The sequence below is a fragment of the Arthrobacter sp. NPDC056691 genome (assembly GCF_042791415.1).
In the GTDB taxonomy this organism is placed as follows: domain Bacteria; phylum Actinomycetota; class Actinomycetes; order Actinomycetales; family Micrococcaceae; genus Arthrobacter.
Genome location: NZ_JBHTXX010000052.1, coordinates 13,525 through 27,307 on the forward strand (window position 1 = coordinate 13,525; position 13,783 = coordinate 27,307).

General features: G+C 66.7%; 13 protein-coding genes. 1 reads left to right on the forward strand and 12 read right to left on the reverse strand.

Translation table 11 applies throughout. The annotated features are described in order from the left end of the window. Positions 1–21: 21 nt before the first annotated feature. The 5 genes from miaA to ACFRAU_RS25240 form a co-directional block, all read right to left on the reverse strand. Entirely contained in the window at positions 22–921 is a 900-nt protein-coding gene (gene miaA / locus ACFRAU_RS25220) for a tRNA (adenosine(37)-N6)-dimethylallyltransferase MiaA (protein ID WP_378001911.1), read from the reverse strand. A 4-nt stretch (positions 922–925) separates the two neighbouring features. Continuing rightward, complete coding sequence (miaB, locus tag ACFRAU_RS25225) at positions 926–2,470, reverse strand: tRNA (N6-isopentenyl adenosine(37)-C2)-methylthiotransferase MiaB (protein WP_378001912.1); 1,545 nt, start codon at positions 2,468–2,470, stop codon at positions 926–928. Positions 2,471–2,492: 22 nt separating this feature from the next. After that, positions 2,493–3,134: a regulatory protein RecX gene (locus ACFRAU_RS25230; protein WP_378001913.1), complete on the reverse strand. Its 642-nt coding sequence runs from the start codon at positions 3,132–3,134 to the stop codon at positions 2,493–2,495. Next, on the reverse strand, positions 3,121–4,173 hold the full coding sequence (recA, locus tag ACFRAU_RS25235; protein WP_003798759.1) for a recombinase RecA: 1,053 nt from the start codon (positions 4,171–4,173) through the stop codon (positions 3,121–3,123). The genes ACFRAU_RS25230 and recA overlap by 14 nt, the downstream gene beginning before the upstream one ends. Positions 4,174–4,382: 209 nt before the next feature. After that, positions 4,383–4,622 (reverse strand): DUF3046 domain-containing protein, encoded by a 240-nt coding sequence (locus tag ACFRAU_RS25240; protein WP_378001914.1) that lies wholly within the window; start codon positions 4,620–4,622, stop codon positions 4,383–4,385. Between the two features lie 42 nt (positions 4,623–4,664). Between ACFRAU_RS25240 and ACFRAU_RS25245 the strand changes: the two genes are divergently transcribed. Then, positions 4,665–5,174: a MarR family winged helix-turn-helix transcriptional regulator gene (locus ACFRAU_RS25245; RefSeq protein WP_378001915.1), complete on the forward strand. Its 510-nt coding sequence runs from the start codon at positions 4,665–4,667 to the stop codon at positions 5,172–5,174. A gap of 121 nt (positions 5,175–5,295) precedes the next feature. Here the strand turns inward: ACFRAU_RS25245 and ACFRAU_RS25250 are convergent, their stop codons facing one another. The 7 genes from ACFRAU_RS25250 to ACFRAU_RS25280 all read right to left on the reverse strand — a co-directional run bounded on the left by ACFRAU_RS25250 (position 5,296) and on the right by ACFRAU_RS25280 (position 13,684). Further along, positions 5,296–5,748, reverse strand: a complete 453-nt coding sequence (locus ACFRAU_RS25250) for a helix-turn-helix domain-containing protein (RefSeq protein WP_003798764.1) — start codon at positions 5,746–5,748, stop codon at positions 5,296–5,298. 191 nt (positions 5,749–5,939) lie between these two features. Continuing rightward, on the reverse strand, positions 5,940–6,425 hold the full coding sequence (locus tag ACFRAU_RS25255; RefSeq protein ID WP_377996229.1) for a CinA family protein: 486 nt from the start codon (positions 6,423–6,425) through the stop codon (positions 5,940–5,942). Next, a complete protein-coding gene (pgsA, locus tag ACFRAU_RS25260; RefSeq protein WP_378001916.1) occupies positions 6,422–7,081 on the reverse strand; it encodes a CDP-diacylglycerol--glycerol-3-phosphate 3-phosphatidyltransferase in 660 nt (219 codons plus the stop codon). The genes ACFRAU_RS25255 and pgsA overlap by 4 nt, the downstream gene beginning before the upstream one ends. Before the next feature lie 53 nt (positions 7,082–7,134). Next, entirely contained in the window at positions 7,135–10,026 is a 2,892-nt protein-coding gene (locus tag ACFRAU_RS25265) for a DNA translocase FtsK (RefSeq protein ID WP_378001917.1), read from the reverse strand. Positions 10,027–10,130: 104 nt separating this feature from the next. Beyond that, on the reverse strand, positions 10,131–11,822 hold the full coding sequence (locus tag ACFRAU_RS25270; RefSeq protein WP_378001918.1) for a ribonuclease J: 1,692 nt from the start codon (positions 11,820–11,822) through the stop codon (positions 10,131–10,133). A 42-nt stretch (positions 11,823–11,864) separates the two neighbouring features. Continuing rightward, positions 11,865–12,773 carry a 4-hydroxy-tetrahydrodipicolinate synthase gene (gene dapA, locus ACFRAU_RS25275; RefSeq protein WP_377996234.1) on the reverse strand — a complete coding sequence of 303 codons (909 nt, stop codon included), beginning with the start codon at positions 12,771–12,773 and terminating at the stop codon, positions 11,865–11,867. Positions 12,774–12,850: 77 nt separating this feature from the next. Then, positions 12,851–13,684, reverse strand: coding sequence for a carbon-nitrogen hydrolase family protein (locus tag ACFRAU_RS25280; RefSeq protein WP_378001919.1), 834 nt, complete (start codon positions 13,682–13,684; stop codon positions 12,851–12,853). Positions 13,685–13,783: the final 99 nt, after the last annotated feature.

Below are 13,783 nucleotides of genomic sequence, written 5' to 3' on the forward strand. Positions count from 1 at the left end.
TTCTTCGTGCTGGGTGCGGGCTCAGCGGCAGAGGCCGACGGCCTTTGCAGCCAGCTCAGGGTCCTGCCAGTCCAGCCAGCTGATGCGGGGATCGGCCCGGAACCACGTCAGCTGCCGGCGGGCGAACTGCCTGGTGGCCACGATCGTTTCTTCGGCTGCCTGCGCCACGTCCGCTTCGCCGTCGAGCACTTTGAGGAACTGGGCGTAGCCCAGGGCACGCGGTGCGGTCTTTCCGCGGCGCAGGCCCCGGGCGTCCAGCCGTTCGACTTCCGCCAGCAGCCCCCGCTCCACCATCCGGTGCACGCGGACGGCGAGCCGGTCCCGCAACTGCTCACGGTCCACTTCCAGCCCGACCTGGACGGCCGGCTGGTGGTACTCGCGGGTTGGCATGAAGGAGCTGAAAGGGCGTCCCGTCAGCTCGAACACCTCCAGCGCCCGAATGATGCGGCGGGCGTCGCCGAGGCGCCCGGCGGAGACGGGATCCACCGCCCCGAGCCGGTCCAGCAGCACCGCGGTCCCTGCCTCGGCGTTCTGCATTTCGAGCCGGGCGCGGATTGCCGGATCGGTTCCCGGAAAATCCAGCACGTCCAGTGCGGCGCGGACGTACAGGCCCGACCCGCCCGCCAGGACGGCGCGTTTGCCCCGGCCGTGGATGTCGGCGATGGCGTCCCGCGCCTGCTGCTGGAAGTCGGACACCGACGCCTCCTGCGTCACGTCCAGGATGTCCAGCAGGTGGTGCCGCACGCCCCGTTGTTCGGCTTCCGTGACTTTGGCGGTGCCGATGTCCATGCCGCGGTAGAACTGCATGGCGTCGGCATTGATCACCTCGCCGTCCAAGGCCAGGGCAAGTTCGACGGCGAGGTCGGACTTCCCTGATCCGGTGGGTCCGACGACCGCTATGACGGGGGGCTGGCCCGCCACCGGGTCAGCGGCTCCGCACCGGGAGCGCGGGCATGCCAAGCGACACGCCGGTCCTGCCCGCTGCAGCACCGGGTGCCGGCGCGCCGCAGGAGTCAGCCTGTGCCCTGTCCCAGGCATCGCCGGCGCGGGACCGGCGCAGTGAGTAGTCGGCTGCGGTGGCCGGATCGGCGACCAGGTGGAAGGCAGCCGCTTCGGTAATTGTGACGGTCACCAGGTCCCCGGGACGCGGGGCAGGAGCGCCTTCGGGGACTGTGAAGTGGACCAGGCGCTGGTCCTGCGAACGGCCCGAGAGTCGATGGGTTTCCTCGGACTTGCGGCCGGAGTGGGCGGTGACCATCACCTCGACGCGGCGTCCCAGCTGCTTGGCGTTCTCCTCCGCGGCGATGCGGTCCTGGAGCGCGGTCAGGCGCTCAAAGCGCTCCTGCACCACCGCCTTCGGCAGTTGGTCCGGCAGGTCCGCGGCAGGCGTGCCGGGCCGCTTGGAGTACTGGAAGGTGAACGCCGTGGCGAAGCGTGACTTTTCGACGACGTCCAGGGTCGCCTGGAAGTCCTCCTCCGTCTCCCCCGGGAAACCGACGATTATGTCCGTGGAGATCGCGGCATGCGGCATCTTGGCGCGGACCTTGTCCAGGATCCCAAGGAACTTCGCCGACCGGTAGGAACGCTTCATGTCCCGCAGCACCCTGTCCGACCCCGACTGGAGCGGCATGTGCAGCTGCGGCATGACATTGGGCGTCTCCGCCATGGCGTCGATGACGTCATCGGTGAACGCAGCCGGGTGCGGGCTAGTGAAGCGCACCCGTTCGAGGCCCGGGATCTCACCGCAGGCGCGCAGCAGCTTGGAGAAGGCCTGGCGGTCGCCGAACTCCACCCCGTACGAGTTCACGTTCTGGCCGAGGAGCGTCACTTCGATGGCGCCGTCGTCCACCAGGGCCTGGACCTCGGCGAGGATTTCCCCGGGCCGGCGGTCCTTTTCCTTGCCGCGGAGGGCAGGGACGATGCAGAAGGTGCAGGTGTTGTTGCAGCCGACCGAAATGGACACCCAGCCCGAATAGACCGAGTCGCGCTTGGTGGGCAGCGTGGACGGGAAGACGTCCAGCGACTCGAGGATCTCGAGCTGCGCCTCGCTGTTGTGGCGCGCCCGGTCCAGGAGGGCGGGCAGGGCGCCGACGTTGTGCGTGCCGAAGACCGCATCGACCCAGGGCGCCTTCTTCAGGATGGTTTCGCGGTCCTTCTGGGCGAGGCAGCCGCCCACAGCGATCTGCATCCCCGGGTTGGCTGCCTTGATCGGCGCCAGCTGGCCGAGGTTGCCGTAGAGCTTGTTGTCCGCGTTTTCCCGCACCGCGCAGGTGTTGAAGACCACGACGTCGGCCTGGGCACCGTCCGCCGGCACGTAACCGGCGGCCTCCAGCAACCCCGCCATGCGCTCGGAGTCGTGAACGTTCATCTGGCAGCCAAAAGTGCGCACCTGGTAGGTCCGGTGCACAGCGGGGTCACCAGCTGATTCGTTTTCGGTGCCGTTTGCGGGGGAAGGGTAGGTCAGACTCACCCATTAAGGGTACCGGCTGCGCTCACTCCCAGTGAGCGCTGGCGTCGGCATGGTCCTCGTAGGTGTGCTCGGCGGCCGCGGCACCTCCGGCTCCAGCGTCCAGGACCTCGGCAACGATCCGGAACGCCTGCGAGGGCTGGTACCCCTTGCGGGCGAGCATGGACGCGAGCCGACGCGTGGTCTTGTCCCGTTCCGCCCGGTCGGACAGGTCTGTCCCGGGCCGCAGCTTGCGTTCCACGAGATGGCGCGCGGCGGCTTCCTCCTCCTCGTCGCTCAGCTGTTCCAGGGCCGAGTCAGCCGTGTCACCGTCAATGCCCTTGTCCGCGAGTTCCCGGCGCAGGGCTCCCTTGGCCAGCCTGCGCGACTGGGACCGGCTCCGCACCCACATATCCGCGAATTCGGCGTCGTCAACGAGCCGGACCTCTTCGAAGCGGTCCAGCACGGCCGCGGCGACGTCCTCCGGAACGTTGCGCTCAGCCAGCTTGCGTTCAAGCTGCAGCCGGCTCTTGGGCGATGCCGTCAGCTGGCGCAGCACGATGGCGCGCGCCACCGACGCGGGATCTGCGTCCCGGTCCTCTTCGGCTACCGGACCGGGTCCTGCTTGGCGGTCCTCTCCGGCCTTGGCGAAGGCCGGAGAGGACCGGCGTTTGCTAGAAACCGTCAACGGCCTTCAGCTTCGGTGAGGCTTCGGCATCGGCGGCGGGCTTGGTTCCCACGCCGAGCTTTTCCTTGATGAGCCGTTCCAGTTCCGCGGCGAGTTCGGGGTTGTCGCGCAGGAAGCGGCGCGAGTTCTCCATGCCCTGGCCGAGCTGGTCGCCGTCGTAGGTGAACCACGAACCGGACTTCTTGATGATGCCGTGCTCCACGCCCATGTCGATGATGCCGCCCTCGCGGGAGATGCCCTGGCCGTAGATGATGTCGAATTCGGCGATCTTGAAGGGCGGGGCCATCTTGTTCTTGACGATCTTGGCCTTGGTGCGGTTACCGACGGAATCGGCACCTTCCTTCAGGGTCTGGATGCGGCGGACGTCGATACGCACGGACGCGTAGAACTTCAGCGCCTTACCACCGGTGGTGGTTTCCGGCGAGCCGAAGAACACACCGATCTTCTCGCGCAGCTGGTTGATGAAGATGGCGGTGGTCTTGGTCTGGCTCAGCCGGCCGGTGATCTTTCGCAGGGCCTGGCTCATGAGGCGTGCCTGCAGGCCGACGTGGCTGTCGCCCATGTCGCCTTCGATTTCCGCGCGCGGCACCAGGGCTGCCACGGAGTCGATGACCACGATGTCCAGCGAGCCGGAGCCCACCAGCATGTCCATGATCTCCAGCGCCTGCTCACCGGTGTCCGGCTGGGAGACCAGCAGGGCGTCCGTGTCCACGCCGAGCTTGGCGGCGTACTCGGGGTCGAGGGCGTGTTCGGCGTCGATGAACGCGGCGATGCCGCCGGCGCGCTGGGCGTTCGCCACGGCATGCAGGGCCACGGTGGTCTTACCCGACGATTCCGGGCCGTAGATTTCCACGACGCGTCCGCGCGGGAGACCTCCGATTCCCAGTGCGACATCCAGCGCGATGGAGCCGGTGGGGATGACCTCAATGGGAGCGCGCGTCTCGTCGCCCAGCCGCATGATCGATCCCTTGCCGAACTGCTTGTCAATCTGCGCGAGCGCTGCTTCAAGCGCTTTTTCACGATCCGGGGCTGCCGCCATGGTTCACACCTCTAATGCTTTCTCGCTGTGGAGGGGCCTCTGCGGCCCTTTGTCTGTCATCACCGACGCTAGCGCCACCCGCTGACATTCTTACCGGGCGGGTGTGCGTATGTGGATAACCCGCTGCCAAAAAGCATAGTCGCACCCGAACAGATATTCGAACAATCGGTCGGCGTGTCAGCAGCTTCCCAGGCCGGGCAGGGAACGCTTCAGACCAGGTCCGGCCCGTTCTTCCGGGGCTTGATATCGCGGCCGAGGCGGCGCTCGTCGGGGACGTCCTGCACATCGCACACCGCGAGCCAGATGTCGCGCGGACTGACGCCAGCTGCGAGGGCCTGGTCCGCAGTCCGGCCGCCGACGCCGGCGAGGACGAGGGAACCGCCCAGCACGCGCGAGTAGCCGGCCCCGAATTCATCGTCCATCAGCCGCCAGAAATCACTAATCCTCACTCAATACAGTCTCTCACGGACGCTGACTCTAGAATGGTTGCCATGAGCAACCCCGCTGAAGCCCCCGGAGCCGCTGCCCCCTTCGAGGACACTCTTGATACGGCACTGACCAACGTGGAGCATCAGATCAGCATTTTCTGGCGACGGGCCCGTTCGGTGTCGCAGCAGCTGTCGCGCGAAGTCCATCCGGATATGGAGCCCGCCGCCTACGGGCTGCTGACCGTGATCCGCAAGAACGGCCCCATCCGGCTCACCGAGCTCGCATCCTGCATCGGCGTCGGCAAGCCCTCCGTCAGCAGGCAGATCGCCTTCCTTGAAAGCATTGGCCTGGTGCTCAAGGAGGCCGACCCGCTGGACGGCCGGGCGCAAACGATCCGGCTCACCGCCGAAGGCGAAGAGAGGATGCACCAGGTGCAGGACGCCCGGCGGCAGGTGTTCCGGGAGCGTCTGGGCGAATGGCCGGTGGAGGACCTCGAGACGCTGGCCGCCTACATGGCCAAGCTCAACGCCACCTACGAGCGCGACGGATTCCCCAAGGACAGCGCCTCCTAGCAGTAAATTTCAGGGCACGACAAATTTCAGGGCACAGCAAAGGCCTCCGGCACAATGCCGGAGGCCTTCGCTGCAGTTATCTGGTCCGGGTTACCGGATTCCGTTACCGGGCGCCCTTCTGTTAACGGGCCCCGGAAAGCATTTCCGTGGCGAGCTCGTTGTTAAGCTCGCTGCTCAGGTCGCGCTCAAGGTCCCGGCCGTAACGCTGGGAGAATTCCTGCGGGACGGTGTCCGGCACGGCAACGCCTTCGGCGACAGCCACGCGGTCGCTGACTTCACGGAGCATGCTGGAAAGCGGGACATCCAGCGCCGAACAGATCGAGGACAGGAGTTCCGAGGAAGCTTCCTTCTGGCCGCGTTCCACTTCACTCAGGTAACCCAGGGAGACCCGGGCGCTGTGCGAGACTTCGCGGAGGGTGCGCCCTTGACGCTGGCGGACATCGCGCAGTACATCACCGATTTCGTGACGAAGTACAACCATCTTGCGCTCCTTCTGTTCGCTCTTGGCCTGATCGGCGAGGCCCACGTCCTTCCAGCGGACAACGCCGTTTACGGACACGGGCTGCTTTACCATCTGTATCGCCTTGCTCCCTCATGGTTCCGGTTCACTGTGACGTAAACCGCATATGTTCTCTTCATCCTAGGCGCCTCCCTCAGGCAGAGGCGACACAATGTGACAACTATTCGGACTCGCTTTTTGTTCCCGGCAACCTTACTCCGGGTAGCTTAGCGCAGTCACGGAGCCAGGTCAGCGAAGCCGGAAACTCAGCTTAACGCAGCCAGGGCCTCGTGAAGACGTTCCAAGGCAGCGCCACAGGCGAGCCCGCGGATCTCTGCCCGGGTGCCTTGGAAGTTATAGGGAAAGGTCTGCACGCCGGCAGCGGTGGCGACGCCGACGAACACCGTTCCCACGGCCTTGCCGTCATGCGCGTCGGGCCCGGCCACACCCGTGGTGGAAACGGCGAGGTCCGCGCCGCAGACCCGCCGGGCGCCTTCCGCCATGGCCGCGGCCACCGCTTCATCCACCGACCCGACGGCGTCCAGCAGTTCCTGTGGAACGCCAAGAACGTCCCGCTTCACGGCATTGTTGTAGGAGACTACGCCGCCCTGCAGCATGGCGGACGCCCCAGGGGTGTCCGCCAGTACCGCGGCGACCATACCGGCGGTCAGTGACTCCGCGGTGGCGACGGTGACGCCCCGTCCCACAGCCGCAGCGACGGCCTCCCCGGCGATCCGGTGCAGATTCGTCACGGCTGGCCCTCCTCGTTTTCCTGCTGGCCCGGACCGGCAGCGCGCCGCCGGAGACCCTCCGCCCTGACTTTCAGTGCCTGAACGACGTACTCGACGCCGGTCCAGACGGTGATCAGCACGGCTGCCAGCATCACGGCGAAGGCCACCCAGGTCAACCACGGCGCGATGGATGCCAGTGGAAGGAGGTAGAGGAAGATCGCCACGGTCTGGACCACCGTTTTTAGCTTGCCGCCGCGTGATGCCGGGATGACGCCGTAGCGGATCACGAAGAACCGCAGCGCAGTGACGCCCCACTCACGGACCAGGATCACGATCGTGATCCACCATGGCAGCTCACCCAGCACGCACAGCATGACCAGTGCGGAGCCGGTCAGCAGCTTGTCCGCGATTGGGTCCGCGATCTTGCCGAAGTCGGTGACCAGTCCCCTGCTGCGGGCGATGTCGCCGTCGAGCTTGTCCGTGTAAATCGCGACGGCGAACGCCGCCACGCCTGCCCAGCGCCAGGCCCCGGATTCGCTGCGCAGGCCGGGGGCATCGGCGATGAGGAACCACACGAAGAACGGCACCAGCACAATGCGGAGCATCGTGAGGATGTTGGGAAGATTCCAGATCCCGGAGCTGTTCGAGCCGGCCGCGGTCGCTTCGGTGCTAGTCACCCTTCTAGGCTACCGTCTTCGGCACTGCCGGCTTCCTGTTCATCACCTTGGGACTACCGGCCGGTGAGGGACCAGGCGTCCTCGGAGCCGTCCTCGTCGTCCCCGGAACTGTCGGCGCCGTCGTAGTAGTCGATGCTCTGGGTGCGGTTGTCCAGATCGGCGGCAACAAGGTCCTCCGCGTAACCGCCCTGGGCGATGTTGGCGTTGGCGTTGTCGCTGAGCGCGGCGGTCTGCGAATCGGCCGTAGCCGGCGCGTCCTGGCCCTTCATCGCAGCCAGCACGGCGGCGAGGTCGTCCGGCTTAACCAGCACGTCGCGTGCCTTGGAGCCTTCCGACGGACCAACCACGCCGCGTGATTCGAGCAGGTCCATGAGGCGGCCGGCCTTGGCGAAACCGACGCGGAGCTTGCGCTGCAGCATCGACGTCGAGCCGAACTGGGTGGTGACCACCAGCTCCGTGGCCTGCAGCAGGACCTCGAGGTCGTCCCCGATGTCGTCGTCGATCTGCTTCTTCTGCGCTTCGGGTGCGACGTCGTCACGGTACACGGCCTGGAGTTGGCCCTTGACGTGTTCGACCACCTTGTGGATCTCCGACTCCGTGACCCAGGCACCCTGCACACGCATCGCCTTGGAGGCACCCATCGGGAGGAAGAGGGCGTCACCCTGCCCGATCAGCTTCTCCGCACCGGGCTGGTCCAGGACCACGCGGGAGTCGGTGACGGAGGAGGTGGCGAAGGCCATGCGGGAGGGCACATTGGCCTTGATCAGGCCGGTGACCACGTCAACGGACGGGCGCTGCGTCGCGAGCACCAGGTGGATACCGGCAGCGCGGGCCAGCTGCGTGATGCGCACGATGGAATCCTCGACGTCGCGCGGCGCCACCATCATCAGGTCGGCGAGCTCATCGACGATCACCAGGAGGTACGGGTAGGGGCGGATGACGCGCTTGGAGTCGACAGGCGGCTGGACCTTGCCGGCACGCACCGCCTTATTGAAGTCGTCGACGTGCTTGAAGCCGTAGTTGGCGAGGTCGTCATAACGGGCGTCCATCTCTCGGACCACCCACTGGAGCGCCTCGGCCGCCTTTTTGGGGTTGGTGATGATGGGCGTGATGAGGTGGGGCACGCCCTCGTAGGCGGTAAGTTCCACGCGCTTGGGGTCCACCATGACCATGCGGACCTCATCGGGGGTTGCGCGCATCAGGAGGGACGTGATCATGGAGTTCACGAACGAGGACTTACCGGCACCGGTAGCACCGGCCACCAGCAGGTGCGGCATTTTCGCCAGGTTGGCCACGACGTAGCCGCCTTCGACGTCCTTGCCGACGCCCATGACCATGGGATGGTCCGTGCGGCGGGCGTTCTGGCTGCGCAGGACGTCGCCCAGCGACACTGTCTCACGGTCCGTGTTGGGGATCTCGATGCCGATTGCGGACTTGCCGGGGATGGGGCTGAGGATGCGCACATCACTCGAGGCGACCGCGTAGGAGATGTTCTTGGACAGGGCGGTGACCCGCTCAACCTTCGTGCCGGGCGCGAGTTCGATCTCATAGCGGGTCACGGTCGGGCCGCGGCTGAAGCCAGTCACGGAGGCATCCACGTTGAACTGCTGGAGCGTGTCCGTCAGGGCGGCCACGACGGCGTCGTTCGCTTCCGTACGTTCCTTGGGAACGGATCCGGGCGTCAGCACATCGGACGACGGCAGCGTGTAGGTGACGTCGCCTGCGAGGGACAGCTGTTCAGTGCGCTGCGGAATGGGGGTGGGCAGCGGCGCAGGCGCCACAGGCTTGGACGGCACCTGCACGGCAGCACCGGCAGTGGCACCGGGTGCGTTCGCGGAGCCGGCCATGCCAGGGACCACGAGCGGAATGGCTTCGGTGGCGTTCTCGGCGTCGGCGCCCTTGGCGCCGAGCCCCTGGGCTGCCTTGATCTTCTCGACGGCGATCTCCGCCTGGGTGGGGCGCCGGACTCCGGGGGCCACGGCAGGGGTTCCCTTGCCGCCAGCATCCGGTGACGGGTCGTCGTCGTCGACTACGGCATGCTCAAAGGCTTCGTCTCCGACGTAGCCCTCCAGCCGGGGATCGGCGTCCTCGTCCTTGCCGAAGAGCCGCCTGCGCTTCTTCTTCGGGGCAGGAGGGCTGTTTTCGTAAAGATAGCTGCGGTCGTGGGAGTCGCCGTCGTTCTCCTGAAGGTCGATGCCCATAAGGTGCTCATAGGCGCCGCGCAGCCGCCGCGGAATCGCACCGAACGGCGTGGCCGTGACGATGAGCACGGACACGAACGCCAGCAGTCCGTACAGGACCACCGGGACGGCTGGGTGAATGGCGGCCAGCGGGGAGGCTGCCAGGAATCCCAGCATGCCGCCGGCCTGCCGCAGCCCGTCGAAGCCCTCGCTGACGGTCGGCTGGCCGCCCACGATGTGCGCGATGCCGCAGCCGGCGAACGTCATGATGAGGAAGCCGATCCCCACGCGGTTGTTTCCGCGTCCGTCAACAGGCTGCCGGAACAGCCGGCACGCGCACACGAAGAGCATGAGCGGCAGGATGAGCGACATCCAGCCGAACGTGCCGTTGATCACGGCGTAGACAGCGTCCGGGAACCAGCCGCGGAAACCCCACCAGGCGAACGTGGCAATGAAGACCGCCAGGGCCAGGTTGAACAGGGCAGCCCCGTCGCGGCGGTCTTCGGGTGCGATGTCGCTGACGTCCTGGCCGATGCGGCGCACTCCCCCGCCCACCAGGTGGCCGATGCCCAGCCAGGCCCCGCCGGCAACGCGCAGCAGCCACGGCTGCCGGTGTTCGACGGCGGGAAGCTGGCGCGTGCGGGCGCTGCCGCCTGACGATCCGGCCCGGCCGGATTTGGCCGCCGGGGAGCCGCTGCGGCCTGCGGATGCGCCCGTTTTACTGCTGGAGGTACGTTTTGGCGCGGGGGAAGTACGAGTGGCCATATCTGCCACGGTACTCCACCGCAGCCGCGGAACCGCGGATTTCCGGGCCTTCGGGGGCTGTGTTCAGCGATGGTCAGCACCGCCGGAACCGCCGGAACCGCCGGTCAGGCCTCCAGAACCACCGGGATGATCATGGGACGCCGGCGCAGCTTGCGGTTGACCCACGTGCCGATGACCCGGCGGACGATCTGCTGCAGCTGGTGGTTGGTGTGGTCGGCGTTGCTGAGCACGGCCTCCTCCAGCGCGGCGTTGATCTTGGGAATGATGTCGTCGAAGACCGAGTCGTCCTCGGCCACGCCGCGGGCATGGATCTCGGGTCCGGAGACAACCTTGCCGGTGGCCCGGTTGATGACCGTGATGATGGAGATGAAGCCTTCGTCGCCCAGGACGCGGCGGTCCTTGAGGTCCGCGTCAGTGATCTCGCCGACGCTGGAGCCGTCCACGTACACAAAGCCGACCTCGACCTGGCCGACGATGTCGGCCTGGTGGTCCCGCAGGTCGATCACGGTGCCGTTGTCCGCAAGCAGGATGCTGGCCGCCGGAACACCCGACTCCTCCGCGATCTTGCCGTTGGCGATCAGGTGGCGCGTCTCGCCGTGCACCGGCATGGCGTTGAGCGGCTCGAGGATGTTGTAGCAGTAGAGCAGCTCCCCCGCCGCGGCATGGCCGGAGACGTGGACCTTGGCGTTGCCCTTGTGGATCACATCGGCGCCGAGCTTCAGCAGGCCGTTGATGATGCGGAAGACGGCGTTCTCGTTGCCGGGAATGAGGCTGGACGCCAGGATGACAGTGTCGCCTTCCCCCACCACCACGCGGTGGTCGCCGTTGGCCATGCGGGACAGCGCGGCCATGGGTTCACCCTGGGATCCGGTGGACATCAGCACCACCCGGTTGTCCGGCAGCGTGTCGATGTTCTTCAGGTCCACCAGGATGCCGTCCGGCACGTGCAGGTAGCCGAGTTTGGCGGCGATGGCCATGTTCCGCACCATGGAACGTCCCACGAAGGCGACGTTGCGGCCGTGCTTGGCCGCCGCGTCCAGGACCTGCTGCACGCGGTGGACATGCGAGGAGAACGATGCCACGATGATGCGCTTGCTGGCCTGGCCGAAGAGCCGGTCCAGGGTGGGGCCGATCTCCTTCTCCGCGGTGGTGAATCCCGGGACGTCGGCGTTGGTGGAGTCGGACATGAACAGGTCCACGCCCTCTTCACCCAGCTTGGCGAAGTGCCGGAGATCGGTGATGCGGCCGTCGAGGGGCAGCTGGTCCATCTTGAAGTCGCCCGTGTGCAGCACGGTTCCGCCGGCTGTGCGGATGAAGACGGCCAGGGCGTCCGGGATGGAGTGGTTGACTGCCACAAACTCGCACTGGAACGGGCCGAACTGCTCCACCTGCCCCTCGGTGACGGACAGCGTGTAGGGCCTGATCCGGTGTTCCTGCAGCTTGGCTTCAATCAGTGCCAGGGTCAGCTGGGAGCCAACGAGCGGGATGTCGTTGCGGAGCCGCAGCAGGTACGGAACGGCTCCGATGTGGTCCTCGTGGCCGTGCGTGAGGACCACGGCGACGATGTCGTCGATCCGGTTCTCGATGTAGGAGAAATCGGGCAGGATCAGGTCAACGCCGGGCTGGGTTTCCTCGGGGAAGAGGACACCGCAGTCGACAACCAGCAGCTTGCCGTCGATTTCGAACACAGCCATGTTCCGGCCGATTTCGCCCAGCCCGCCCAGCGGGACAATCCGCAGGGTGCCCTGGGGAAGGCGGGGAGGCGTAACGAGGCCGGGGAGGGCTACTTGGGTCATAATGCACTTCTTTCCAGACGGAAGAGTGCCGGTCTCAGTCCGTCAGGAAAAGACCAGCCCTCCCTCCGCCAAGTCCTCGCGGATGGTTTCGATCTCGGCTTCGTCCGGCTCCACGAGGGGCAAGCGGACAATCGAGTTGGGCAGGACTCCCTGCCATTTAAGAATTTGTTTGGCTGCAACGGCACCCTGGACACGGGTCATGGTTGCGCGTATTACCGGCTCAAGCTCGAAGTTGATCTTGCGGGCGGTTCCGAGGTCGTTCGCGTTGACCGCGTCGATGAGCTCCCGGAAGCGGCGGGTGGCGACGTGCGTGGTGACACCCACGAGGCCCACGGCGCCCAGGGCCATCCACTGCAGGGTCAGGCCGTCGTCGCCGGAGTAGAAGGCAAGATCGGTCTCAGCCAGAACGCGCGTGGCCGCAGCGAAGTCGGCCTTGGCGTCCTTGACGGCCACGATGTTGGGGTGCTGCGCCAGCCGGATCATGGTGTCCGGGGCGATCTCGATGGAGGACCGTCCGGGGATGTCGTAGAGCATGACGGGCAGGTCCGTGGCGGAGGCGACCGTCTCGAAGTGTGCCCGGACGCCGGCCTGGCTGGGCTTGTTGTAGTAGGGCGTGACGATCAGCAGGCCGTCGACGCCCAGCTTGGCGGCTTCCTGGGACAGGTGCACGGAGTGGGCGGTGTCGTTGGTGCCGGTGCCGGCGATGACGGCGGCACGCCCGCCAACAGCTTCCATCACGGCGCGGAACATTCCGAGGTTTTCCTCGTCGGTGAGGGTGGACGTCTCGCCGGTGGTTCCCGTGACGACGAGGCCGTCGCAACCGTCGTCAACGAGCTTGCTGGCCAGTTCCGCGGCCTGCTGGTAATCGACCTTGCCGTCAGTGGTGAACGGGGTGACCATGGCGGTCAGGAGGGTGCCCAGGGCAGGAATGTTCGCGGAAGTGTTTGCCATGGGAAAAACGTTACCCTGTCACGTGCAGGTTAGGACAATGGCCGCCGCGTGATGATCGTCAAATTCCGGCGCGGACGCTACCCGCGGTACCGATCCAGGGAACCCCGCCGCAGCACAGCGGTAACCACTTCCGTTCCGGTACTCCCCGCCTGCTGCATGGACAGCCCGTCCGGCCCCCAGAAACCGCTCAGGCCGCAGGACGGTCCCAGCGGCGTGCGGCCACCGAGGTTGGCAAGGACGCCGTACATGCGGTTGTCCATGGCCCGGGCCCCGAGGTGCAGCCCCAGCCGGTGGCCTTCCTCCTGCGTATAGAGCGCCGAGACGGCATACACGTCGGCTCCTGCCGCGGCGGCACCACCGGAGTGTGCCGGATGGGCAGCATCGAAGCAGATGGCCAGTGCGATCTTCCAGCCGTCCACGTCCAGCAGGAGCGGTTCCCGGCCCAGTTCAAGCGCAGGCCCGCCAACAAGCCCTGCATGGGATTCGTAGCCTGGCCCAGCTTCGAACAGTGCCTGTTCGTCGCCGTGAAGGTGCGTCTTGAAGCCGGCTTCTTCCGTGCCGTTGGGGTGGACGGCCAGAGATGCGAGCCGCGGCGTGCCGTCCCCTTCCCGGAGGGGCGCCCCGACGACGGCGGTGATCCCGGTCCTGCGGCAGATCTCCCGGATGGGGTCCAGCCGATGGTCCCCGGGCGCCACCCACTGGTCCCCGCCCGAGTGGTCGCCGCCCCGCTGGTCCCCGCCGCGGAGCAGCGGCAGGTCGTACCCCGTGAGCGATAGCTCGGGAAACACCACCAGCCTGGCACCGTGCGAGTCGGCGTCCTCAATGAGGCGCACATGCTCAGGCACGTTGGCGTCGATGCCGCCGCCCAGGGCCTCGTACTGGATGGCGGATACGGTCAGCGGGGCGGTCACGAGCCCATCCTAATATGTGACGGATTCTGTCAAGTGGGCAGACGGCTGCGGGCCCGGGGGGTGTGCTGTCCGGCGGGCTGGTTGTTTGTTGTGGGGCCG